A 22,450-nucleotide genomic window follows, 5' to 3' on the forward strand; every position below is an offset into this window, starting at 1 on the left:
TTCATCTCCTGTGTGTGCTTGTGGTGGTGGGGAAAGAAAACGGAACGTCAGGCCAGGTGCCGCGCGAGCGCCTCGAGCCACAGCGCCAGCGCGCGCGCGCCCGGGTCCATGTGGGGACGGCCGCGCTCGCCCAGGTAGCTGGCGCGGCCCTGGCGGGCCACCTTGCCGGCCGTGGCCTGCGCGCCTTCCTGGGCAGCGCGGGCCGCCTGGGCCAGGGCCCGCAGCGGCGCCTCGCAGCCCTGTGCGGCACGGACGGCCGGGTACAGGGCGTCGAGCATGGTGCAGTCGCCCTCGCGCGCGCCGCCCACGCCGGCGATGCCATCGGCCGCGGCCTGCAGCGCCGCGCCCACATCACGCGGCCGGATGTCCAGCGAGGCCGCCGCGCACAGCAAGCCGATGGCGTACAGCGGGCCGGAGGTGCCACCGAGCACCCGGCGCAGGGTGGCCGAGAGCGCGCGCAGCGTCGCCGGCAGGTCGTCCAGCGGGTAACCGGGCAGGCTCTCGCGCAGCGCCCTGGCGCCCCGGGCCAGGCTGATGCCCAGGTCCCCGTCGCCCACCTGCTGGTCGAGCCGGGTGAGCTCGGGCTCGGCCTCCTCGAGCATCTGGGCCACGGCCCGCAAGGCGGCGGCCAAGGCTGCGTCCGGCTGGCTGCCCACCACGTGGCTGGCGACCGGCGAGGCGTGATGCGCGGGCAGTCGCAGGGGTTCGGTGCGGACCGGGCCCAGGTGCGCGGCCGGCCACGCCGGGGCGGTGGTGGGCGCGTCGAGCGCGGCCAGCCGGCCGTCGTTGAGGCGCATGAGCGAGAGTGACACGCCCGGCATCTCCAGCGCGGTGAGGAAGGTGCCGCACCAGGCCCGCTCGACGCGCAGGCCCATGGCGTGCAGGCGGGCGATGGCGGCGCGGGCCACGATGGCGAGTTCCTGCGCCGGGGTACCACCCAGGTTGTTCACGAGCAGGGCCACGCGTTCGCCGGACCGCAGCGCACGGTCGGCCAGCAGCGTGTCGAGCAGCGAGCGCACCAGCGCGTCGGCGCCTTGCAGCGGCACGCGCCGGGCACCCGCCTCGCCGTGGATGCCCAGGCCCAGCTCGACCTCCCGCGGCCCCAGCTGGAAGCCGGGGCCGCCGGCGGCCGGCACGGTGCAGGCGCCCAGCGCGACGCCCATGGAGGCGAGCGATGCGATGGCGTCCAGCGCCGCCCGCCGGACCTGCGCCAGCGACTCGCCGCGCGCCGCGGCGGCGCCGGCCACCTTGTGCACCAGCACCGTGCCGGCGATGCCGCGGCGTCCGGCGTGGGCGCCACCGGCGGCGAGCGCGGCATCGTCGTCCACCACCACCATCTCCACCGCATGGCCGCGGCTGCGGGCGATCTCGGCCGCCAGGCCGAAGTTGAGGCGGTCGCCCGTGTAGTTCTTGACGATCAGCAGCACGCCGCCAGGGCCGGCCACCGCCTCGATGGCTTCCAGCACGGCGTCGGTCGAGGGCGAGGTGAAGACCTCGCCGGCCACGGCGGCGGTGAGCATGCCGGGGCCGACGTAGCCGGCGTGGGCCGGCTCGTGGCCGGAGCCGCCGCCGCAGACCAGGGCCACCTCGCCGCGCGCCTTGAGCGCCTCGACGTCGGCGCGCAGGGCGACGTCATGTCCCTGCAGCAGCGCGATGCCCGGGTGCAGCATCGCCAGTCCTTCCAGCATCTCCGGCACGACGGCGCGGATGTCGTTCAGCAGTTTCTTCATGGGAGCTCGGCCGCCTCGCGGCGGCGGGAGGGGGTGTTGTTGCCGGCGCGCTTCGCGGCCGGTCCGGTGGCCTGCGCGGCGATGGCCGGTGTCCAGGCATCGACCGCGTCGAGCTGCGTGCGCATGCGGCGCAGCAGCTCGCGCAGCTGGGCCTGCTCGGCACCGTCGAAGCAGGCCAGCAGGCGGCGCTCGCGTTCGAGCGCGACGTGGGCGATCTGGTCGTGCAGCACCTGGCCGCGATCGGTGAGCGACATCACGCGCTGGCCGTCGACGCGCTCGATGCGCACCAGGCCCTTGGCTTCCAGCTCGCGCAGGCTGCGGCTGGCCACGGTCTTGTGCATGGCCACGGTCTTGCAGATGTGGGCGGTGGCGCTGGCGGGCGTGTTGGACAGCACGGACAGCACCTGCCACTCGTTGACGCCGACGCCGAAGTGGCGCAGGTACAGCGCCGAGGCGCCGGAGACCAGGCGGTTGTTCACCACGCCCAGCAGCGCCGGCACGTACTGGTCGCCATCCAGGCGTGGATGGATCACGGGGGCGGCGATTTCGCGTGTCATGCCTGGCATTCGGGCAGGACCAGCACCAGCCCTTCGAGCGCCGGCGAGGCCGGCAACTGGCAGCCCAGGCGGCTGTGGGGGCGGCGCTCGGCGGCGGTGAAATCGAGCATGGCGAGCTCCTGCTCGGAAGGCCCTTCGAGGTCGCCGCGCCCTGCCCCCTCCACGTACACGTGGCAGGTGGCGCACATCATGGAGCCGCCGCATTCGCCGACGATGCCGGGCAGCCCGGCGTCCACCGCGGCGCGCATGGCGCTGGTGCCGGCAGGCACCCGCAGCGTGCGCTCGGTGCCGTCGGGCAGGCGGTAGGTGAGGTTCACCCCGTTCATCGCGGCCGCACCCGGATCGGCAGGCTGGCGAAGCCGCGCAGCCAGTTGGTGGGGCGGGGCGTGGGCTCGCCATCGAGCTCGAAGCCCTTGACGCGGCGGATCAGCGCGTTGAAGACCACCTCGGCCTCGAGCCTGGCGATCATCTGGCCCACGCAGCCGTGGATGCCGACGCCGAAGGCCATGTGGCCCAGGGCCTTGCGCCGCACGTCGAACACGTCGGGGCGCTCCCACTGGCGCGGGTCGCGGTTGGCGGCGGCCACGAACAGCAGCACCTTCTCGTCGGCGCCCAGCTTCACGCCGTCGAGGTCGACCTCGCAGGTGGTGGTGCGGCCGATGAAGGGGCTGGGGGCGGTGTAGCGCAGCACCTCGTCGAAGGCCGAGCGCGCGAGCGACGGATCGTCCAGCAGGTGCTGCCACTGCGGCGGATGCAGCGCGAAGGCATGCAGCGCCAGGCTGATGCCGTAGATGGTGGTGTCCAAAGCGGCGGTGAGGAAGACGCGCACCAGCAACTCGGCCTCTTCCTGCTCGAGCTGGCCGGCGTCCATGGCGGCATAGATCTGCGCGCCGAAGCCTTCGGGCAGCAGGTTCTCGCGCTTCATCTGCCGCTGCACGTAGGCCGGCGCGTCACCGGCGGCCGCCACGGCCTGCTCGTACAGCTCGTTCTTCGGGCCCATGGCGTTGAAGTTGATGTGGGCGTAGGGCAGCAGGTGCTCGCGCCCTTCCTGCGGCAGGCCCACCGCGTCGGGCATGACCTGCATGGCGAACGCGGTGGCCAGGTCCTCGGCGCCATCGAAGCGGCCGCGCTCGACCAGCGCGTCGACCAGCGCGTCGGCCCTGGCCTGGAAGTCCTCGCGCAGCTGGCGCATGGCCACCGGCGAGAGGATGCGCGAGAGCACGGTGCGGGTGCGCGTGTGCTGGGGCGGGTCGGCCTCCAGGATGACGCTCTGCTTGCGCCAGGGGGTCTCGCGCTTCGTGTGGGTCAGCCCGGTGCCGGCGGCCGAGGAGAAGCGCTCCCAGTCCTTGAAGATGGCCGACACGTGCTGGTGCCGCCCCACCGCCCAGAAGCCGTACTTCGGGAGCCAGACGGCCGGGGCCGCCTCGCGCACGGCGGTGTCGCAGGCGACCGGGTCGAGCAGCGACGCCATGGAGAACGGGTCGACGTCCAGCGTCGGCGTGTGGGTCTTGGGTTCGGTCATCGGCATCCCTGCGCGGCGCCCGAGCTGCCCCCGGAACACGCGCGGCTTTAGTTCAACTGGATAACTGGTTGCATTTGCAACTTCGCGGGCAGTCTAGGACCGGGGGCTTGTCGGGCGATTAGGGACAAACCCGCAGCCGGCCGGTGCGCAGCCGGCGGGCGCGAGGCGGCGCGCTCAGGCGCGGGGCAGGAAGCCCTCGACCGACAGGTAGCGCTCGCCGGTGTCGTAGTTGAAGCCCAGGATGCGCGAGCCGGCCGGCAGCTCGGGCAGCTTCTGGGCGATGGCGGCCAGCGTGGCGCCGGAGGAGATGCCGACCAGGAGGCCCTCTTCGCGGGCCGAGCGCCGGGCCATTTCGCGGGCCGGTTCGGCGTCGACCTGGATCACGCCGTCCAGCAGGCTGGTGTCCATGACGGGCGGCACGAAGCCGGCGCCGATGCCCTGGATGGGGTGCGGCGCGGGCGCGCCGCCGGAGAGCACCGGCGATGCCGTGGGCTCGACGGCGAAGACCTGCAGCTTCGGCCACGCCTTCTTGAGCACCCGGGCGCAGCCGGTGATGTGGCCGCCGGTGCCCACGCCGGTGACCAGCACGTCCAGCCCTTCGGGGAAGTCCTCCAGGATCTCGCGCGCGGTGGTGCGCTCGTGGACGTCGACGTTGGCGGCGTTCTCGAACTGCTGCGGGATCCAGGCGCCGGGCGTCTGCTCGGCGAGTTCCCGGGCCCGGGCGATGGCGCCCTTCATGCCCTTCTCGCGCGGCGTGAGGTCGAAGCGGGCGCCGTAGGCCAGCATCAGCTGCCGGCGTTCGACCGACATGCTGTCGGGCATGACCAGCACCAGCGGGTAGCCCTTGACGGCGGCCACGATGGCCAGGCCGATGCCGGTGTTGCCCGAGGTCGGCTCGATGATGGTGCCGCCCGGGCGCAGCAGCCCGCGGCGTTCGGCGTCCTCGACCATCGCCAGCGCGATGCGGTCCTTGATCGAGCCGCCCGGGTTGGCCCGCTCGGACTTGACCCAGACTTCATGGCTGCCGCCGAACAGCTTGTTGATGCGGACGTGCGGCGTGCGGCCGATGGTCTCCAGGACGCTTGAGGCTTTCATGTGTCTTTTTCCTGCTTGTCACAAAGGTTCATGGTCGGGCGCGGACCTGCGCACCGGGCACCGACCTTACCGCAGCCGACCTGCTTCAGTGGGCGGGCGCGTCCTCGTGCCGCGGCAGGGGCAGCAGCAGGCCCAGGCCCGCCATGGCCACCATGGCCGCTCCCGAGGCCGCGATGCAGGCCCCGATGCCGAAGGCTTCGGCCACGTGGCCCCAGGCCCAGGCGCCGATGGACATGCCGGCGTAGATGGCCGTGCTCACCGTCGCGGTGACGCGGCCCACCAGTCCCGGCGGTGCCCATAGCTGCCCCGCCACGTTGAATCCGGCCAGCGCCTGGACCCAGGCGGCGCCGCCGATGGTCAGGGCGACGAAACTGGCCGCGAAGCCGGGGCGGGCCGCCACCACCAGGCAGGCCAGCCCGTAGACCACGCCGGCCCAGCGGATGATGTGCTCGCTGCTCAGGCGCTTGCGCACCTGCGCGCTGGCCAGCGCGCCGACCACCGCGCCCAGCCCCATCGCACCCAACAGGTAGCCGAACTGGCGCGCACCGCCGCCGACCAGGTCGCGCGCGACCAGCGGCATCAGCGCCCAGGCGGCGGTGCCGGCCAGCATGAACGCCGCGGCCCGCGTGACCGTGGTGCGCAGCGGGCCGCTGTCACGCACGCAGCGCAGGCCCTCGGCCAGAGCCCGGGCGATGGCGCGTGGTGGCCGCTGGTGGGCGGGCGCGGGCTCCTGGGGGCGCCACAGCCCGATCACGAGCAGGCCCACGGCACAGGCCAGGGCATTGCCGGCGAAGGACGCAACCGGCCCGCCGGCGGCCACCATCAGCCCGCCCAGCGCCGGCCCGGCGGTGCGGGCCACGTTGAACCCGAGGATGTTCAGCGTGGCGGCGCCGGCCAGTTCGTGGCGCGGCACCACGCGCGGCAGCGTGGCCTGCGCCGCCGGCGAATAGAAGGCGAAGCCCAGGCCGACGGCGAAGGTCAGGCCCACCAGCAGCCACGGCGTGGTCAGCCCGAGCAGGGTCAGCAGCGCCAGCGCCCCCGACACCCCCGCGGTGCCGGCCAGCGCCAGGCGCATCACGGCGCGCCGGTCGTACACGTCGGCCACCGCACCGGCCACGATGGCCAGCAGCATCATCGGCAGCGCGACCGCGGTCTGCACCAGGCCGACCATCGCGGCGCGCCCATCGAGCGAGGCCATCAGCCACGCCGCCCCCACGACCTGGATGGCATTGCCGGTGTTGGCCGCCAGGCTGGTGACCAGCAACAGCCGGAAGGCCGGGTGCTGGAGGGGCGACAGGGTCGAGGGCGCGGGAGGCTGGGACATCTCGGGTACTTCAGGGACCGGGCGGCTGCGGTGCGGCCGGGCGGCGGATTGTGAACCAAGCGCGGCGCCCGGACCCGACGCCGGCCTCCCCGGCCGCGCCCGTCGGAACCGCTCGCCAGATGCTGTCACCAAGCTGACTCGTCCACACGCACGGGGCAGGAGGCTGGTCAATGAATGCGCAGCAGCTGGACATCAGCACCCCCGAGGGACGGCTCGACGCGTTCCTCTACCACGGGGTCACGCCCGCGCAGGTGGCGGGCATCACCGGTGAACAGCTGGAAGCCATCGAGTTACTGGCTGGCGGCGATCATGCGGCCGGCCGCTACGACGAGGCGATGGAGCGCTGGGCCTTCCTCGTCCAGCACGACCCCTGGGAGCGACGCTACCAGGTGGGGCTGGCGCACACGCTGCAGCAACTGGGGCAGTGGGAGGCGGCCGGGCGCTTCTTCGCGCAGGCCTTGGTCTCGGATGCCACCGATGCCCTGTGCGCCTACCGTGCCGGCGAGTGCCTGGGTGCCATGGGCGACCTCGACGCGGCCCGCGACGCTTTCGAGACCGCGATCAAGCTGTCATGGCTGTCGCCCGCACATGCCGAGGTGCGCGACGCGGCCCAGGCGCGCCTGGACCAGGTCACGGCCGAAGGGGCGTGAGGGGCATGGGCATGACCATCGCCGCCTCCAGCCTGCCGCCCGTCGCGGGGGGCCATGCCGAGTGTCACGCCGCGCCGGCGAGGGCCACCCCCAGGCAGGCATGGGCTCCTGCGAGCTTTCGAAATGCCGCGCCAGACGATGCGCCCGCCAACGCGGACAAGGCGCACGCCCTGGAAGCCGCGGCCCGAGCCCAGGCCCAGGGGGCGGGCCTGGCGACGACCCCCAGTTCGCGCCCGGAGACGATCAAGCTGCTCAAGGACTGGGCCGCCAAGCAGGCCGACGCCGAGAAGGCGGGTGTCAACCTGCGCAAGTCGACCTTCCTCGCCAAATTGCTGCCGACCGCCCTGTCGCTGCTGACCGTGGCGGCCGCGGCGGCGCTCACGGTGTTCACCGCGGGCGCGGCCACCCCGTTCCTCGTCATCGCGTCGGTGCGCAGCGCCGTTCTCATCGGCGACTGCGCCTGTGCCTGGATCGACCGGCAACGCGCCCGTCAAGACATCCCCGCCGCGCCGCTGCCCATGGGGCCGACTTCGTCGGCAACCTGGTTCATCGCCTGTGCACGGCGGCGGGCAGCAGCGACGTGACGGCCAAGCGGGTGGCGAAGGGTGTGAGCGCGCTGTCCGGCATCGGATTGGCCGTGGCCGGCCTGGCCATGGCGCTGCCACACGAAGCGGCCATGCTCCTGACGACCCTGCCACGAGCCGCCACCGATGCCGCCACCGGCCTGTCCAAGCTGTACCAGGTCCATGCCACAAGTCGCGCCCATCCGGCTTTCCAGGCGCGTGACCAGGCGGCAACCGCGCTGGTGAACCAGAAGAAGGAAGAGTGGGCCGGGCAACAAGGCAGCTCGACGACGCCCGAGCCGGCATTCGACGCGTTCTGCAGCGAGTTCCAGGAAGAACTGCGAGCCGTCTTCCCCGAGCCCTCCCGACCCGGCCCGGGCCCCGAGGTTCGAACGGAAACCGGGCGTGCCATCGTGGCCCTGTCGAGCGCCATCTCCCAGGTCGATTCGCGCCAGGGCTCCGTGCTGTCCCTGCCGACTGACGCCGACCCTCATCGGGCGGGTGAAGTCAACGCGCTCCAGGGCATCGGCTGGCTATCGCCGTTCATGCTCGCGGGCGTCAGCGCGCTCGCCCATTCGGGACTAGCCGTCGGCTTGTAGAAAGCCGCGCGCCTATTCAGGCTTAAAGCGACGCACCCGGCGCGTGCCCTCCGAGGGCAGCCGCCGCAGGCGCTGCCCCTTTCAGGGCCACCGCGGAACGGGCTTGGCCCGGCCGCTGGTGGCGCCCTCCGGGGGGATTCAGGGGGCTCGGCCGACAGGCCGCTTCGGGGCTTACGGATGTTCCGGCAACGACCGCTTGTGCCGGCTGGCCATGTAGAAGCGGCGGATCGTGGCCACGGCATCCGGGGCGACCGGCCTGCCTTCCAGGAAGTCGTCGATCTGACCGTAGCTCACGCCATAGGCCGCCTCATCGGGCAGTTGCGGCCGCAGCTCCTCGAGGTCGGCGGTGGGCACCTTGTGCACCAGCGTCTCCGGCGCACCCAGGTGGGCGGCGATCGCGCGCACCCGGCGCTTGTTCAGCCCGGTGAGCGGCGCGATGTCGCAGGCGCCATCGCCGTGCTTGGTGAAGAAACCCATCACGGCTTCGGCCGCGTGGTCGGTGCCGACCACCAGGCCGCGCCGGGCGCCGGCCACGGCGTACTGCGCGATCATGCGCTGGCGCGCCTTGATGTTGCCCAGCACGAAGTCCTCCTGTGCGGCGTGGTCATAGCGCAGCTCGCCGGCCTGCAGCGCAGCGGCCATGCCTTGCACGGCGGGGCGGATGTCCACCGTGAGCGTCTCGTCGGGCCGGATGAACCGCAGCGCCAGCTGGGCATCGGCCTCGTCGCGCTGCTCGCCGTAGGGCAGGCGCATGGCGATGAAGCGCGCACTGCGGCCGGCCGCGCGCAGTTGTTCGACGGCCAGCTGGCACAACCTGCCCGTGGTGGTCGAGTCGACGCCGCCACTGATGCCCAGCACCAGCGTGTCCAGCCCGGCATCGGCCAGGTAGCGGGCGAGGAACTCGATGCGGCGCCTGGCTTCGGTGGCGGCGTCGAAGGCGGGAGTGACGCCGAGTTCGGCGGCGATGCGTTCGGAGGAGAAGTCGTCGGGCATGGTCGAGGTGGGCACGAAGGACGGTGCACGCGAAGCTACCAGAAGATCAGCCCGCCCACCCCGGGTCGGCACGCGTGCGCGGCACGCCGCAAGCGGCTCCAGGGCCGCCGCCGCTCACTGCTCGGGCTTCAGGCCGGCCGACTTCACCGTGGCCTCGAACTGCGACCGGGCAGCTTGCAGGGTGGCCGCCATCTCGGGGCCGGCTTGCGTGGTCGGCACGATGTCCAGGGACTTCCAGCGCTCTTGCGCGCCGGGGGCGTTCATGGCGTCGCTGATGCCCTTGTAGAGCTGGGACACGATGGCGTCCGGGGTGCGCGCCGGCACGAAGGCGACGAACCTCGACTCGAGCTGCAGCTTGGGATAGCCCAGTTCGCCCATGGTCTTGAGCTCGGGCAGCAGGGCCGAGCGCTGGCCGCTCACCACCCCGAGTCCCTTGATCTTGTGGTCTTTCAGGTGCGGCAGCAGGCCCGTGCTGGCCAGCGCACCCGCCTGCACTTCGCCCGACACCAGCGCCAGCACCGCCGGCGCGTTGCCGCGGTAGTGGACCGGCGTGACCTTCATGCCGGTGGCCTCGCCGATCATCAGCGACATGAAGTGGCCCGGGCTGCCGATGCCGGCGGTGGAGAAGGTCACCGGCTGCTGCTTGCCGCGAGCGACCAGCTCCGCCAGGCTGTTCACGCCCAGCGAGGGGTGCACGGCCAAGGTCAGGCCGGTCACGCCCAGTTGCCCCACGGGCTTGAAGCTGTCCCAGTTCGGCGCCGTCTTGGGGCTGAGTGCGGCCGAGCTGGTGAAGGGGGCGTCGATGCTCAGGAGCACGGTATAGCCATCGGGCTCGGCCTGCGCCACCTTGTTGGCGCCGATGGCACCGGCGGCACCCGTCGCGTTCTCCACCGTGACGGGCTGCTTCCATTCGCCTTCGAGCTTGTTGGCCACCTGCCGGGCGATGATGTCCAGCGGACCACCGGCCGGGAAGTTGACGACGAAGCGGATCGGCCGCGACGGGTAGTTTCCGGGCGCCTGGGCCCAGGCCGAGGCGCCGAGCAAGGCCAGTGCGGCGCCGGCGAACCAGCGCCGGGTGGTGGATCGTGTGGCGTGTGCCATGGGTCGTCTCCTTGTGTGTCAGGCCAGTGCGGTGGGGCTGGGGCTCTCGTCGGCGGCCTCGATCATCAGCCGCGACAGCTGGTGCAGCAGTTCGTGCCGCAGCGTCGCGTGGCCGGCGTCGTCCCAGAGGTTGCGGCTCTCGTGCGGGTCGTCGTGCAGGTCGTACAGCTCGCCCCACTCGGCGCCGGCGTAGATGCTCAGGCGATGGCGTTCGGTCTGCAGCGTGCGCATGCGGGTGCGCCCCGGAAAACCGAACATCACGCGCTGGCCTTCCTCCTCGATCAGCAGAGCCTGTCGCGGCGGGGCCTGTCGATCGAGCAGCGAGCGGCCCTGGATGCCGTTGTAGGGGGTGCAGCCGGCGCGCGCGAGGATGGTGGGCGCCAGGTCGATGGTGGAGCACAGCTGCGACGAACGGCCGGCCAGCGCTGCATCGGGGTCGTGCCAGATCAGCGGCACGCGCGTCAGGCCCTGGTAGTGCAGCGGGCCTTTCCACAGCAACTGGTGGTCGCCGAAATAGTCGCCATGGTCGCTGGTGAAGATCACCACCGTGTCCTGCTCCAGGCCCAGCGATTCCAGGTGCCGCAGCACGCTGCCGATGGCTTCGTCGATGTGCGCGATGGAGCCGTAGTTCAGCGCCAGCGCCTCGCGCACCTCGCGCTCGTTGGCGGCGAACATCGCCGGCGAATGCTTGACCGCCTTGCCCTGGTCGCGCTCGGCGTGCATCCAGTCGAGGTGCGGCATGGGCCCGCTGCGCGCCATGTGGAAGCTCGGCGGCAGGGTCATGTCTTCGGGCCGGTACATGTCCCAGAAGCGCCCGGGCGGCGTGAACGGGTGGTGCGGGTCGGGAAAGGAGCACTGCACGAAGAAGGGCTGTCCGCCGGCCGCGAACCGCGACAGGCGCTCGCGGGTGCGCATCGCCACGAACGAGGTGGTGCTGAGCTCTTCGGGCACGCGCGTGCGCCAGGCCTGCCGGCAGCGTGACAGCTCGAACTCGGGCGTGGGGATGGCGTGCTCGGGGCCGACCACTGCCGCGACCCCGGGGTGCTCGCGCTGCAGCCAGCGTCGGTAGTGGCCACCGGCCGTGTCGCCATGGTTGATCACCAGGTCGACCGATTCGAAGCCGTAGAACGGCAGGTCGAGCTCGAACGCGGGATCGCCGTCCCAGCTCGGCTCACGCTCCTGGTCGTAGCGGCCCGCCGGCTGGCGCCGGGCCTCGCCGCGCGTGGGCGGCGCATCGGCCCGCGGGTACTGCGCGGGAAAGCCGGTGATGTTCTGCAGGTGCGACTTGCCCACCAGCGCGGTGCGCCAGCCTTCTTCGCGCAAGCGCTCGACGAAGGTGCGGGCGTCCAGCGGCAGGGGAATGCCGTTGTGCCGCGCGCCATGCACCGAGGGCATGCGCCCCGTCATCAATGAGCCCCGGTTGGGCATGCAGATGGGCGAGGCCACGTGGCAGCGATCGGCCTGCCAGCCGCCGGCGGCCAGCCGGTCGAGGTGGGGCGTGCGCACGACCGGGTTGCCATAGGCGCCGAGATGGTCGGCCCGCTGCTGGTCCGTGATGAACAGCAGGAAGTTGGGGCGGCGGGTGGGGGGCGTTCGAGCGTCTGGCAATGCGATCGGGTCTTCTGGTCAGGCGGAAGCGGCCAATCTATCGGCCATCGGCGCGGGGCCACAGGGGGACTTCCCGGACTCCGCTGAGTTGACAACTCAACTCACGCGGCTAAACTGCGCTCGCGAAAGGCCCGCCCGCGCTGGCGCGGCTCAGGAGACATCGCCGTGCCCGCCATCCAGATCACCCCCCTGCATCCGCTGTTTGCCGCCGAGGTGCGCGGCATCGATTTGCGCGAGCGGGTACCCGAGCCCGTGTTCGACGAAGTGAACGCGGCCTTCGGCCGCTACGCCGTCCTGCTCTTCCCGGGCCAGGACGTCACCGACGAGCAGCAGGTCGCGTTCAGCCAGCGCTTCGGCCCGCTGGAGCCGCTCGAGAGCTACGGCCGCAAGGACCGCTCGCGCCTGCAGGGCCACATCAGCGACATGTCCAACCTCGACGCCGACGGCAAGCTGTGGGACCCCAACAGCCTCAAGCGCCTGTTCAACCTGGGCAACCGGCTGTGGCACACCGACAGCTCGTTCAAGCACGTGCCCGCGCTGTGCTCGCTGCTGTCGGCGCGCTCCGACCCGCCGCCCGAAGGCGGCGGCACCGAATTCACCGACCTGCGCGCGGCCTACGACGCCTTGCCCCCGGGCATGAAGGCGCGCATCGACGGCCTGGTGGTCGAGCACAGCATCGCCCGCTCCCGCGAACTGGTGGGCTACACCGAGATCGACCCCGAACTGAACAAGCGCCTGCCGCCGGTGCGCCAGCGGCTGGTGCGGGTGCACCCCGGTTCGGGTCGCAAGACGCTGTACCTGGCCTCGCACGCCTCGCACGTGGTGGGCTGGCCGCTCGGGGAAGGCCGCGCCCTGCTGGCCGAGCTGATGGAATTCGCCACGCAGCCGCGCTTCGTGTGGGGCCACAGCTGGACGCTGCACGACCTGGTGATGTGGGACAACCGCTGCACCATGCACCGCGCCCTGCCCTACGACGACCTGACCTACCAGCGCGTCCTGCATCGCACCACCGTTTCCGAGCACGCCAACACGCTGGAGCAGCTGGAGCGCGCCGAGGAAGGCGCATGAGTGCCTCGTCCACGAGCGCCGATCCACGGCTGCAGGCCGCGATCGACCTGGTGCAGCGCGAAGGCGTGGCACTGGACGATCGCGACTGGGACGCCTGGCTCGACCTCTACGATCCGCGGGCAGTGTTCTGGGTGCCAGCCTGGCTGGACAACGGCGAGCTCGCCAGCGACCCCGACACGCAGCTCTCGCTGATCTACCACGAGTCGCGCGCCGCGCTCGAGGAACGGGTGCGCCGCATCCGCTCCCAGAAGAGCGTGGTCGCCATGCCGCTGATGCGCACGGTGCACTTCCTGAGCCATGTGACGGCACGCGCCCAGGGCGATGACGAGGTGCAGGTGCGGGCCAACTGGAGCGTGCGGACGCTGGACACGCGCACGCAGGCCGAGCACACGCTGTTCGGCCGCTACCAATTTCGCATCGGCTTCGCGCCGGACGACGCGCCGCGCATCCGCTGCAAGCAGGTCACGCTGGTCAATGACCGCGTGCCCACGTTGCTGGACATCTACTGCCTTTGAAAGCGGCCCCCGATGAACCCTTCACACGCGTCGAGCGCGCGACACGGCTTCAGGGCCGCTTCGCATGCTTGACCACCTCGCCGCCCCGCGCACCGGCCTTGCCGCGCTTGGCCGCGCGCGCGCTGCGCACCTCCTGCAGCACCGGCGCGGCGTCGGGCCCGAAGGCCAGGCGCTCGTACTCCTGCGTGTGGTCGATCAGCCGCTGCATCAGCGAGATCAGCATGCGGGTTTCCTCCGGCGTCAGCGGGCTCACCAGCAGGCGATGCCGCTCGGCCACGGCCGCACTGAGCCGCTTGCACAAGGCTTCACCCTCGGCCGTGAGCCGGATCAGCTTGTGACGGCTGTTGCCTTCCTTGGGCGCGATGCGCACCCAGCCGCGCCGCTCGAGTTCGGTCATGGACCGGCTGATGGCCGCCTTGTTGATGTCGGTGATGTGGCTGATCTCGATCGCGGTGATGCCGGGGTTGGCACCCAGGCACAGCACGACGCGCCACTCGACGATGCCCATGTCGAACTGCCGCAGGTAGTAGCGGCTGGCAACGCGGCGCAAGCGGTTGGCCAGGATGGACGCGAGCGTGGGCACGTGCTCGTCGAGGCCCATCGACGTGGCGATCAGGCGCGCCTCATGGCTGGCTGGACGCTCGTCGACTGAACTCATGCGGGAATTCTAAGCCGCACCCTTTTGATCGGACACGTGATGCGAGAGCCACCGACATGACAAGCCAGAGCACACCCGAGCTGTCGGGCCTGCTGGACGACCGCCCGGCCGATGGCCTGTTCCGCGTGCACCGCAGCGCCTACACCGACCCGCGCCTCTTCGAGCTGGAGATGGCGCGGGTGTTCGAGGGCACCTGGGTCTTCATCGGCCTGGCCTCGCAGGCGCCGCGGCCCTTCGACTACTTCACCGCGCAACTCGGGCGCCAGCCCGTGCTGGTCACGCGCGACGAGGGCGGGCGCCTGCACGCCTTCTTCAACAGCTGCCGCCACCGTGGGGCGCTGCTGGCCACGCAGCGCGCCGGCACGCAGAAGGTGCACGTGTGCCGCTACCACGGCTGGGCCTTCGACGCCGGCGGCCGCTGCGTGCACCTGCCGGCCCGCGACGAAGGCCAGTACCCCGAGGCCTTCGACCGCGAGTCCGACCATGGCCTGGTGCCGCTGCCGCGCTTCGCCGAGTACCGCGGCCTGCTGTTCGCCAGCGCCTGCGCCGACGTGCCTTCGCTGGAGCAGCACCTCGGCGAGGCACGCTGGTTCCTCGACCTGGTGCTGGACCAGGCGCCCGAGGGCTTCGAGCTGGTGCCGGGATCGATCACCTACACCTTCGAGGCCAACTGGAAATTCCAGATGGAGAACGGGCTGGACTACTACCACTTCGCCTCCACGCACGCGTCCTACATGGACGTGCTGCGCCGCCGCGTGGCCCACCAGCCGCCCGAGGCCGGCGAGCGCTGGGTGCCCGACGAGACGCTGGACCAGGGCACCTTCAGCTTCGAGCGTGGCCATGCGGTGATGTGGGGCAACCGCAATTCGCTGCGCGTCATCCGCCCCTTCCTGCAGGACCCGGCGCGTGCCGAGCAGGTGCGCGCCAAGGTGGGCGAGCGCGCGTTCAAGTGGATGCAGATGAACCGCAACCTCACGATCTTCCCCAACCTGCAGCTGATCGACGTGCACTCGCTTCAACTGCGCTTGTGGAACCCGCTCGCGGTGGACCGCACCGAGATGCGCTCGTGGTGCCTGGCACCCATCGGCGAATCGCGCGAATCGCGTCGTGCGCGCATCCGCCAGTACGAGGACTTCTTCAACCCCAGCGGCATGGCCACGGCCGACGACAACCGCATGTTCGAGCTGTCGCACGGCGGGCAACGCGCCCTGGGCGCCGGCTGGACCGAAGGCCACCTGCGCGGGCTGGGCCAGCCGGTGGTGCCGCCGAAGGTGGATCCGTGGCAGCTGGCCACGACCCTGGAGATCGATGCCGTGGATGCCAAGGCCGGCGACATGGCGTTCGGTGGTGAGACGTGCCTGCATTCCGGCTATCGGGAATGGCTGCGCCTTTTGCAACGACCCTAAAGGAGACAAATCTTGAAACGATTCCTCGCATCGATCATGGCCGCCTGGCTGTGCCTGGCGGCGGCCTCCGCGGCCCTGGCCGACACCTACCCGTCGCGGCCCATCACCTTCATCGTGCCCTTCACCGCCGGCCCGGCCGACACGCTGATGCGCGCCTTCGCCGACCGCGCCGGAAAGGAACTGGGCCAGCCGCTGGTGGTGGTCAACCGCCCCGGTGCCGGCGGCTCGATGGCGCCCGCCGCCATGTCCAAGACCGCGGCCCCCGACGGCTACACCATCTCCATGTTCTCGGCCTCGCTGCTGTTCTACCCGTACCTGAACAAGGTGGACTGGAGCGCGCCCACCGACTTCACCTACATCATCGGCGTGACTTCCGACGCGCTGGCGGTGCACGTGCCCGAGGGCTCGCCCTTCAAGACCATCGAAGAGGTCGTCGCCTTCGGCAAGGCCAACCCCGGCCGCCTGACCTATGCCACGCCGGGCGTGGCCACCACCATGCACCTGGTGGCCGAGAACCTGTTCCGCAAGCTGGGCATCCAGGCCACGCACGTGCCGTACAAGGGCACGGCCGAAGTGGTCCGCGCCCTGCTGGCCGGCGAGGTGATGATGTCGGTCGACCTGGCTGGCGGCAACTACACCCAGGTGCAGGGCGGCAAGGCGCGCTACCTGATGCAGTTCAACGAAGAGCCCGCCCCCTACATGAAGAACGTGCCCACGGCCAAGGCCAAGGGCTTCGACACCGCCTCCAGCACGCTGGGCATCGTCGGCCCCAAGGGCATGCCGCCCGAGATCGTGCAGCGCCTGCACGCCGCCTTCGCCAAGGCGCTCGACGAGCCCGGCATGGTGCGCATCCTGGACGACCTGAAGAAAGAACGCTGGTACCGCACACCCGCCGAGTACGCGGCCTGGGCCCGCGAGACGGACAAGACCGCGCGTTCCATGGTGGAAGCCGCCAACCTGCAGGCCAAGTAAGGTGCGCATCAAGAGCATCGAGACCCTGCACGCCGACGGCGGCTGGCGCGTGCTGAGCTTCGTCAAGGTCAGCACCGACGAAGGCGTGACCGGCTGGTCCGAGTACTACGAGAACTACTGGAGCCGCGGCCTCACCGACGTGATCCGCAAGCTCGCGGCGTCGTCGCTGGGCGAGGACCCGCGCGAGGTGGGTCGCCTGAGCACCAAGCTGTCCACCATGACCCGCATCACCGAGGGCGGGTTGAACGCGCAGGCCATCGCCGCCATCGAGAACGCGTGCCTGGACATCAAGGCCAAGGCGCTGGGCATCCCGGTATACGCCCTCTTCGGCGGTCCCTATCGGCGCACGCTGCCGCTGTACTGGTCGCACTGCGGCTCGTTCCGCGCACGCGCGCCCAAGCTGTTCGAGCAAGTCATCGGCACGCCGCCGCTGCGCACGCTGGACGACATCCGCGCGCTGGGCAAGCACGTGGTGGAGCGCGGCTATCGCGCGCTCAAGACCAACCCCATGGTGTTCGACAAGGGCACGGTGACCATGCTCGATGCGGGCTTCTCGCCCAACCCGACCGAGTTCGCCCACAACCCCGACCGGCGCGCGCGCCGCGCCATCGTCGAACTGATGGAGGCCTTCCGCGACGGCGCCGGACCCGACACCGGCCTGTTGATCGACCTCAACTTCAGCCTGCGCACCGAAGGCCTGCTGCGCGTGGCGCAGGACCTGGAGCACCTGGACCTGACCTGGCTGGAGATGGACAGCTACGACGCCAAGGCCTTGTCGCTGGTGCGCGCGTCCACCCGCACGCCGATCGGCTCGTGCGAGGCGCTGCACGGCCGGCGGGCCTACCGGCCTTTCCTCGAGCAATACGCGATGGACGTGGCCATCGTCGACGCGCCCTGGAACGGCCTGCTCGAGTCGGTGAAAATCGCCGCGATGGCCGAGGCGTACCAGGTCAACGTGGCGCCGCACAACTTCTGCGGCCACCTGTACACCATGATCAACGCGCACCTGGGCGCGGCCATCCCCAACTTCCGCATTCTTGAGATCGAGGTGGACGACGTGCCCTGGAAGGACGAGCTGGTCACCGTGGCGCCCGTGGTGGAGAACGGGTCGCTGCTGCTGTCCGATGCCCCGGGCTGGGGTACCGAAGTCAACGAAGAGGCGGTGCGCGCGCACCCGCCGCAACAGCCGGGATGGCAATGAGCATGAAGGTGATTTTCTGGGCCCGCAGCGGGCTGGCCAAGGCGCAACTGATCGCACGGCTTCAGGCGGTGGAGGGCGTCCAGCTGGTGGTGGCCGAGACGCTGCCGCAAGTGCTGGAGGCCCTACCCGGCGCGCAGGGCCTGGTGACGCCCGACGCCCCGGTGGCCGAGGCGCGCCAGATCCTGCAGACGCTCCAGCAGCCGGGCGCCCTGCTCCGCTGGGTCCACTTCATCACCGCCGGCCGCGAGGGATTCGAGGAAGTCGGCATTCCGCCGCAGCTGGCGGTCACCTGGGCCGCGGGCGGCGTGTCTCCCACGGTCGCCGAGCACGCCATGGCCCTGCTGCTGGCACTCACGCGCCGCATTCCCGACATGGGCACGCAGAAGGCGGCGCGCGTGTGGGACCGGTCCCTGGGTGGGCCACTGCAGTCGCTCGAGGGCGCCAAGCTGCTCATCGTCGGCCTGGGCCACATCGGCCGCGAGCTCGCGCGCCGGGCCACCGCCTTCGGCATGCGGGTGCAGGCCGTGACGCGCACACCGCGTCCCGACCCGCTGGTGGAATCGGTGCACGGCATGGACCGGCTCGACGAACTGCTGCCACGCGCCGACGCCATCGTGCTCGCGGCCGCGCTCACGCCCGAGACGGCCGGCCTGGTCAACCAGCGCACGCTGGCCCTGTGCAAGCGCACGGCCTTGATCGTGAACGTGGCCCGCGGCGGCCTGGTGGACCAGCCGGCCCTGCACGCGGCGCTGGCCGCCGGCCGCATCGGCGGCGCCGCGCTCGACGTCACCAGCCCCGAGCCGCTGCCGGCGGACGACCCGCTGTGGTCCTGCCCCAACCTCATCATCTCGCCGCACGTCGCCGGCGGCGGCAGCCTGGCCAGCCTGGAGCGGCTGGCCACGGGCGCGGCGGAGAACGCACGACGGCTGCTGGCGGGCGAGGCGCTGCTGAACCAGGTGCAGTGAAGAAGCAACGGGCCGCGGAGCGCGCGTGCCGGGCCAGGATGCGCCGATAAACGCTGACAGTGGAGTCGCCTTTTTCCAGGTTCCTCAGAAAAAGGAAGAACTCGCCCACCGGGGCGAGACCCGGCAACGCCGCGATCGCTACAGAAATCGGTACAAGGAAGCGTCTCCGGAAACATTGTTGCAAGGGCCCTTCGACGGGCTCAGGGCGAACGGGGGAGAGGAGCCTGGCGAACGGGGGAGAGGAGCCTGGCGAACGGGGGAGAGGAGCCTGGCGAACGGGGACGCCATCCCATGTCACGCCACTGACACGCCACCCTCACAGCGCTGACACATCCGCTCCCTATCGTCGCGAACGCCTGGCCACGCAGGCGCTCGCCAGCTGCCTAGCCAGAGCGTCGTCCGACCAGGTGTTCCATCAACCGAACACGAGAAACCGAATGACCTCTTCCCGCCGCAACTTCATGAAATTCGTCGGTGGCAGCGCGATGATCGCGCCGCTGTCGGCCTTCTATGCCCGCGCCGCCGTGGCCGCGCCCTCCTTCGGCCCCGGCTTCGGCGCGCTGGCGCCCGCCCTGCCGCTGAACACCGACGAACTGACCGGTGCCTTCGGCGACCTGCGCGGGCGCCCGCTGATTTCGCTGCCGCCGGAGTTCCGCTACCGGGCCATCTCGCTCACGGGCCAGACCATGAGCGACGGCAGCTTGGTGCCCGGCGACCATGACGGCATGGCTTGCTTGCGCGGCCCCGACGGCACCACGGTGCTGGTGCGCAACCACGAACTGAGCAACCGCGAATCCAAGTACGGGAACGCCGACGGCGTGAAGGTGGCCGACGGCTACAAGTACGACACCTGGGCCAACGGCGGCACCACCCACCTGGTGCTGGACGACGAAGGCCGCCTGCTGCGCCACTTCGCCTCGCTGGGCGGCACCAACAACAACTGCGCCGGCGGCCCCACCCCCTGGAACAGCTGGCTCACCTGCGAGGAGAGCACCTCCCTGGCCAGCGGCACCGGCTCGGGCTACCAGCAGCGCCACGGCTACGTGTTCGAAGTGCCGGCCCTGGCCAACGGCCCGGTACAGGCGCAACCCATCCTGGGCATGGGCCGCTTCAACCACGAGGCCACGGCGGTCGATCCGGCCACCGGCATCGTCTACCAGACCGAGGACACCGGCGACAGCCTGTTCTACCGCTACGTGCCGAACCGCCCCGGCCACCTGCTCGAGGGCGGCCGCCTGGAGGCGCTGCGCATCCAGGGCTCGACCACCGCGGTGGCGACCAGGACCGGCTTCCTCGGCCGCCTCAACCAGCCGATCACGGTGGACTGGGTCGAGATCGAGAACCCCGATCCGATCGACAACGTGTTCGCCAACAGCACCCGGGCGCAGGGCCAGCGGCAGGGTGCCGCCATGTTCTCGCGCGGCGAAGGCGCCTGGTATGCCGACGGCCTGGTCTACTTCTGCTGCACCAACGGCGGCGACATCGGCGCCGGCCAGGTATGGGCCTATGACCCGGCCCGGCAGACGCTGAAGCTGGTGGTGGAGTCCACCGACGCCAGCATGCTGCACGCCCCCGACAACATCACCATCGGCCCGGATGGCCGGCTCTACATGTACGAGGACGGCAGCAACGGCAACAACATCGTCGGCGTGGGCAGCAACGGCGTGCTGTTCCGCGTGGCCGAGAACGTGCTCAACGGCAGTGAGTTCTGCGGCGGCTGCTTCTCGCACAACGGCCGCTTCATGTTCGTGAACATGCAGAGCCCGGGCATCACGCTGGTGATCGAAGGCCCCTGGCGCAAGGGCCAGCGCTGACGCGCCGCCCCCCCGCCGCCAGCTGGCGGCGGGTATGCTCGGCGTCCCGCGGCCCACCCGCTTCCTGGATGCCACCCCCATGCAACGCCGCTGGGAGATCGATGCCCTGCGTGGGCTGATGCTGGTGCTGATGACGCTCACGCACCTGCCCACGCGCCTGACCAACCCGTTCGGCCAGCCCTTCGGCTACGTCTCGGCCGCCGAAGGGTTCGTGCTGTTGTCCGGGTACATGGCCGGCCTGGTGTACGGCCGGCTGGCCGTGGAGAAGGGCATCGACACCATGCGTCGCGCCTTCTGGCGCCGCGCCTTGCTGGTCTATGCCTGCCACGCGGCCCTGCTGCTGTTCCTGTTCACCGTCATCGCGCTGATCGGCATCCGCGTGGACGAGCCGGCGGTCAAGAACCTGATGTCCTACTACCTGCAGCACCCGCGCGCCGCCCTGGCCGGTGGGCTGCTGCTGATCTACCAGCCGCCGCTGCTGGACATCCTGCCCATGTACGTGGTGTTCATGCTGCTCAGCCCGCTGGCGTTTCCGCTGGCGCTGCAGGCCGGCTGGGGACTGGTGCTGGCGTCGAGCGCCATGCTGTGGCTGCTGGCCCAGTTCGGCGTGGCCCACTGGCTGTACCAGGTCGGCGCCGCCATCACCCACATGCCGGTGCCCTACGCCGAGGCCGGCGCCTTCAACAGTTTCGCCTGGCAACTGATCTGGATCGTGGGGCTGTGGCTCGGGGCGTCCCGCCACCAGCCGAGCCCGCCCTCGCTGCGGCTGCCGGCATCGGTGATCGCGTTGGCCGCCGTGGTCGCGACGGTCGGCCTGGCCTGGCGGCATGGGGTGGGGCAGGCACCCTTCGGCGCCAACGAGGCGCTCAACCTCTGGTTCGACAAGTGGCAGCTCGGGCCGTTGCGGCTGCTGAACCTGGCCGCCCTCACCGTGCTGCTGCTGCGCTTCGGTCCCTGGCTCGCGGCCCACCTGCCGCGCATGCGCGTGCTGGAGACCCTCGGTTCGGCGTCGCTGGCCGTGTTCTGTGCCCACCTGGTGGTGGTGCTGCTGGTGCTGAGCCTGTTCGGCGCCGAGTTGCGCCGCCCCTGGTCGGTGGACCTGCCCCTGCTGGCGATCGCACTGGCCAGCCTGTATGCGGCCGGACGGCTCACCCTCTGGTTCGAACGCCGGCCGCCGCGCGAGCCGGGCCCGCGCGGTTTCAGGGCATGGCCGCGACGGAAGCTTCCGTAGCGCCGGCCGGTGGCGCGGGTGCCGCCACCGGGGCCGCGTCGAACGTGCCGACCCGGTGGAGCAAGGCGCTGCGCCAGACGGCGTAACCGGCCTCGTTCATGTGCAGGCGGTCCGGCCCGAACAGCTCGGGGCGCGGATGGCCCGAGGCGTCGATCATGGCGGTGAAGACATCCACGAACTCGGCGTTGGGCAACTGCCCCATGTAGGACGCCAGCAAGCGATTGGCCTCGCGCACCTGCGGCAGCAGTCGCTGGTGCAGCGGACTGGGCTTGATGGAGATGTAGCCGATGCGCACGCCCGGCAGCTCGCTGCGCACCGCCTGCGCGAACGCCTGGAAGCTCGCCAGCACCTGCTGCGGCGTGCGCCCCTGCGCCAGGTCGTTCTCGCCGGCATAGACCAGCACCTGGCGCGGCCGGTACTGCAACACCAGCTGTCGCACCAGCTCGTGGCAGTCGGACATGGTGGAGCCGCCGAAACCGCGGTTGATCACCAGGGGCACATGGCTGAAGGCCTGCGGCAATTGCGGCCAAAGCCGGATGGACGAGCTGCCGACGAAGAGTACGCCGCCCTCGCCAGGCGGCCGCTCGCGGTCGGCCTTGGCGAACTCGGCCAGCGCGTCGTGCCAGCGGCCAGCCCCGGTGGGCACGGTGTCGGGGAAAGCGGCGGCAACCTGGGCCTGCGCGCCAGCCGCCAGGACCAGCAGGGCGGCGAACAGCGCGAATCGGAAAGCGGCGACGGCGGATCGGATGTGCAAGGCAGTGGTGGGCAGGTGGTCCAACAAGCACGAAGCCGCACCTGATCAGGCGCAGCTTCGCAGGCCGCATTCTTGTGGCAGGCGGGACGGACTTCAAGCGCCGCCGCAAGCGTCCTTTCGCGGC

At 71.1% G+C, this 22,450-nt stretch carries 22 protein-coding genes; 11 read left to right on the forward strand and 11 right to left on the reverse strand.

Annotation, left to right across the window (positions count from 1 at the left end; all coding sequences use genetic code 11):
- Positions 1 to 47: 47 nt before the first annotated feature.
- The 6 genes from JI739_RS21645 to JI739_RS21670 all read right to left on the reverse strand — a co-directional run bounded on the left by JI739_RS21645 (position 48) and on the right by JI739_RS21670 (position 6,228).
- Positions 48 to 1,730, reverse strand: a complete 1,683-nt coding sequence (locus JI739_RS21645) for a dihydroxyacetone kinase family protein (protein WP_201686084.1) — start codon at positions 1,728 to 1,730, stop codon at positions 48 to 50.
- A complete protein-coding gene (locus JI739_RS21650; protein WP_201686085.1) occupies positions 1,727 to 2,287 on the reverse strand; it encodes a MarR family winged helix-turn-helix transcriptional regulator in 561 nt (186 codons plus the stop codon). Before JI739_RS21650 ends, JI739_RS21645 begins: the two co-directional genes overlap by 4 nt.
- Entirely contained in the window at positions 2,284 to 2,613 is a 330-nt protein-coding gene (locus JI739_RS21655; protein ID WP_201686086.1) for a 2Fe-2S iron-sulfur cluster-binding protein, read from the reverse strand. The genes JI739_RS21650 and JI739_RS21655 overlap by 4 nt, the downstream gene beginning before the upstream one ends.
- A complete protein-coding gene (locus JI739_RS21660; RefSeq protein WP_236589951.1) occupies positions 2,610 to 3,809 on the reverse strand; it encodes a cytochrome P450 in 1,200 nt (399 codons plus the stop codon). Before JI739_RS21660 ends, JI739_RS21655 begins: the two co-directional genes overlap by 4 nt.
- 174 nt (positions 3,810 to 3,983) lie before the next feature.
- Positions 3,984 to 4,904, reverse strand: a complete 921-nt coding sequence (cysK, locus tag JI739_RS21665; RefSeq protein WP_201686088.1) for a cysteine synthase A — start codon at positions 4,902 to 4,904, stop codon at positions 3,984 to 3,986.
- 85 nt (positions 4,905 to 4,989) lie between these two features.
- Entirely contained in the window at positions 4,990 to 6,228 is a 1,239-nt protein-coding gene (locus JI739_RS21670) for an MFS transporter (RefSeq protein ID WP_201686089.1), read from the reverse strand.
- A 170-nt stretch (positions 6,229 to 6,398) separates the two neighbouring features.
- Between JI739_RS21670 and JI739_RS21675 the strand changes: the two genes are divergently transcribed.
- From JI739_RS21675 to JI739_RS21685, 3 genes are read left to right on the forward strand one after another with little or no spacing between them, the layout of a single operon-like run.
- Complete coding sequence (locus JI739_RS21675; RefSeq protein ID WP_201686090.1) at positions 6,399 to 6,878, forward strand: tetratricopeptide repeat protein; 480 nt, start codon at positions 6,399 to 6,401, stop codon at positions 6,876 to 6,878.
- Positions 6,879 to 6,889: 11 nt separating this feature from the next.
- Positions 6,890 to 7,462, forward strand: coding sequence for a hypothetical protein (locus JI739_RS21680; RefSeq protein WP_201686091.1), 573 nt, complete (start codon positions 6,890 to 6,892; stop codon positions 7,460 to 7,462).
- A gap of 23 nt (positions 7,463 to 7,485) precedes the next feature.
- Positions 7,486 to 8,040, forward strand: a complete 555-nt coding sequence (locus JI739_RS21685; protein ID WP_201686092.1) for a hypothetical protein — start codon at positions 7,486 to 7,488, stop codon at positions 8,038 to 8,040.
- Positions 8,041 to 8,211: 171 nt separating this feature from the next.
- On the opposite strand, the gene nadE is transcribed toward JI739_RS21685, so the two are convergent.
- The 3 genes from nadE to JI739_RS21700 all read right to left on the reverse strand — a co-directional run bounded on the left by nadE (position 8,212) and on the right by JI739_RS21700 (position 11,742).
- Positions 8,212 to 9,033, reverse strand: coding sequence for an NAD(+) synthase (gene nadE / locus JI739_RS21690; protein ID WP_201686137.1), 822 nt, complete (start codon positions 9,031 to 9,033; stop codon positions 8,212 to 8,214).
- Between the two features lie 114 nt (positions 9,034 to 9,147).
- Positions 9,148 to 10,134: a Bug family tripartite tricarboxylate transporter substrate binding protein gene (locus JI739_RS21695; protein WP_201686093.1), complete on the reverse strand. Its 987-nt coding sequence runs from the start codon at positions 10,132 to 10,134 to the stop codon at positions 9,148 to 9,150.
- A gap of 18 nt (positions 10,135 to 10,152) precedes the next feature.
- On the reverse strand, positions 10,153 to 11,742 hold the full coding sequence (locus tag JI739_RS21700) for a sulfatase family protein (RefSeq protein ID WP_201686094.1): 1,590 nt from the start codon (positions 11,740 to 11,742) through the stop codon (positions 10,153 to 10,155).
- Positions 11,743 to 11,907: 165 nt separating this feature from the next.
- Between JI739_RS21700 and JI739_RS21705 the strand changes: the two genes are divergently transcribed.
- Positions 11,908 to 12,810 carry a TauD/TfdA dioxygenase family protein gene (locus JI739_RS21705; protein ID WP_201686095.1) on the forward strand — a complete coding sequence of 301 codons (903 nt, stop codon included), beginning with the start codon at positions 11,908 to 11,910 and terminating at the stop codon, positions 12,808 to 12,810.
- Positions 12,807 to 13,325 carry an aromatic-ring-hydroxylating dioxygenase subunit beta gene (locus tag JI739_RS21710; protein ID WP_201686096.1) on the forward strand — a complete coding sequence of 173 codons (519 nt, stop codon included), beginning with the start codon at positions 12,807 to 12,809 and terminating at the stop codon, positions 13,323 to 13,325. Before JI739_RS21705 ends, JI739_RS21710 begins: the two co-directional genes overlap by 4 nt.
- Positions 13,326 to 13,374: 49 nt before the next feature.
- On the opposite strand, the gene JI739_RS21715 is transcribed toward JI739_RS21710, so the two are convergent.
- Entirely contained in the window at positions 13,375 to 13,983 is a 609-nt protein-coding gene (locus JI739_RS21715; RefSeq protein WP_201686097.1) for a MarR family winged helix-turn-helix transcriptional regulator, read from the reverse strand.
- A gap of 56 nt (positions 13,984 to 14,039) precedes the next feature.
- Between JI739_RS21715 and JI739_RS21720 the strand changes: the two genes are divergently transcribed.
- The 6 genes from JI739_RS21720 to opgC all read left to right on the forward strand — a co-directional run bounded on the left by JI739_RS21720 (position 14,040) and on the right by opgC (position 21,572).
- Positions 14,040 to 15,389 carry an aromatic ring-hydroxylating oxygenase subunit alpha gene (locus JI739_RS21720; protein WP_201686098.1) on the forward strand — a complete coding sequence of 450 codons (1,350 nt, stop codon included), beginning with the start codon at positions 14,040 to 14,042 and terminating at the stop codon, positions 15,387 to 15,389.
- A 12-nt stretch (positions 15,390 to 15,401) separates the two neighbouring features.
- The gene (locus tag JI739_RS21725; RefSeq protein WP_201686099.1) at positions 15,402 to 16,361 is read left to right on the forward strand and encodes a tripartite tricarboxylate transporter substrate binding protein; all 960 of its coding nucleotides are present in this window, start codon (positions 15,402 to 15,404) and stop codon (positions 16,359 to 16,361) included.
- A 1-nt stretch (position 16,362) separates the two neighbouring features.
- Positions 16,363 to 17,562 (forward strand): mandelate racemase/muconate lactonizing enzyme family protein, encoded by a 1,200-nt coding sequence (locus tag JI739_RS21730; protein WP_201686100.1) that lies wholly within the window; start codon positions 16,363 to 16,365, stop codon positions 17,560 to 17,562.
- A gap of 2 nt (positions 17,563 to 17,564) precedes the next feature.
- The gene (locus JI739_RS21735) at positions 17,565 to 18,527 is read left to right on the forward strand and encodes a D-2-hydroxyacid dehydrogenase (RefSeq protein WP_201686101.1); all 963 of its coding nucleotides are present in this window, start codon (positions 17,565 to 17,567) and stop codon (positions 18,525 to 18,527) included.
- Positions 18,528 to 18,964: 437 nt separating this feature from the next.
- Positions 18,965 to 20,341: an alkaline phosphatase PhoX gene (locus JI739_RS21740; RefSeq protein ID WP_201686102.1), complete on the forward strand. Its 1,377-nt coding sequence runs from the start codon at positions 18,965 to 18,967 to the stop codon at positions 20,339 to 20,341.
- Positions 20,342 to 20,420: 79 nt separating this feature from the next.
- A complete protein-coding gene (gene opgC / locus JI739_RS21745; RefSeq protein WP_201686103.1) occupies positions 20,421 to 21,572 on the forward strand; it encodes an OpgC domain-containing protein in 1,152 nt (383 codons plus the stop codon).
- Here the strand turns inward: opgC and JI739_RS21750 are convergent.
- The gene (locus tag JI739_RS21750; protein WP_236589952.1) at positions 21,541 to 22,326 is read right to left on the reverse strand and encodes an SGNH/GDSL hydrolase family protein; all 786 of its coding nucleotides are present in this window, start codon (positions 22,324 to 22,326) and stop codon (positions 21,541 to 21,543) included. The two genes, opgC and JI739_RS21750, sit on opposite strands and share 32 nt — an antisense overlap.
- Positions 22,327 to 22,450: the final 124 nt, after the last annotated feature.

This window comes from Ramlibacter aurantiacus (genome assembly GCF_016722895.1).
Classification (GTDB): domain Bacteria; phylum Pseudomonadota; class Gammaproteobacteria; order Burkholderiales; family Burkholderiaceae_C; genus Ramlibacter; species Ramlibacter aurantiacus.

Bases quoted from the DNA above. Each gene is read 5' to 3' on its own strand.
- JI739_RS21715 (WP_201686097.1), bottom strand. From the start codon at position 13,983: ATGAGTTCAGTCGACGAGCGTCCAGCCAGCCATGAGGCGCGCCTGATC.
- JI739_RS21710 (WP_201686096.1), top strand. From the start codon at position 12,807: ATGAGTGCCTCGTCCACGAGCGCCGATCCACGGCTGCAGGCCGCGATC.
- JI739_RS21735 (WP_201686101.1), top strand. From the start codon at position 17,565: ATGAAGGTGATTTTCTGGGCCCGCAGCGGGCTGGCCAAGGCGCAACTG.
- JI739_RS21660 (WP_236589951.1), bottom strand. From the start codon at position 3,809: ATGACCGAACCCAAGACCCACACGCCGACGCTGGACGTCGACCCGTTC.
- JI739_RS21680 (WP_201686091.1), top strand. From the start codon at position 6,890: ATGACCATCGCCGCCTCCAGCCTGCCGCCCGTCGCGGGGGGCCATGCC.
- cysK (WP_201686088.1), bottom strand. From the start codon at position 4,904: ATGAAAGCCTCAAGCGTCCTGGAGACCATCGGCCGCACGCCGCACGTC.
- JI739_RS21650 (WP_201686085.1), bottom strand. From the start codon at position 2,287: ATGACACGCGAAATCGCCGCCCCCGTGATCCATCCACGCCTGGATGGC.
- nadE (WP_201686137.1), bottom strand. From the start codon at position 9,033: ATGCCCGACGACTTCTCCTCCGAACGCATCGCCGCCGAACTCGGCGTC.
- JI739_RS21645 (WP_201686084.1), bottom strand. From the start codon at position 1,730: ATGAAGAAACTGCTGAACGACATCCGCGCCGTCGTGCCGGAGATGCTG.
- JI739_RS21695 (WP_201686093.1), bottom strand. From the start codon at position 10,134: ATGGCACACGCCACACGATCCACCACCCGGCGCTGGTTCGCCGGCGCC.
- JI739_RS21675 (WP_201686090.1), top strand. From the start codon at position 6,399: ATGAATGCGCAGCAGCTGGACATCAGCACCCCCGAGGGACGGCTCGAC.
- JI739_RS21670 (WP_201686089.1), bottom strand. From the start codon at position 6,228: ATGTCCCAGCCTCCCGCGCCCTCGACCCTGTCGCCCCTCCAGCACCCG.
- opgC (WP_201686103.1), top strand. From the start codon at position 20,421: ATGCAACGCCGCTGGGAGATCGATGCCCTGCGTGGGCTGATGCTGGTG.
- JI739_RS21720 (WP_201686098.1), top strand. From the start codon at position 14,040: ATGACAAGCCAGAGCACACCCGAGCTGTCGGGCCTGCTGGACGACCGC.
- JI739_RS21655 (WP_201686086.1), bottom strand. From the start codon at position 2,613: ATGAACGGGGTGAACCTCACCTACCGCCTGCCCGACGGCACCGAGCGC.
- JI739_RS21740 (WP_201686102.1), top strand. From the start codon at position 18,965: ATGACCTCTTCCCGCCGCAACTTCATGAAATTCGTCGGTGGCAGCGCG.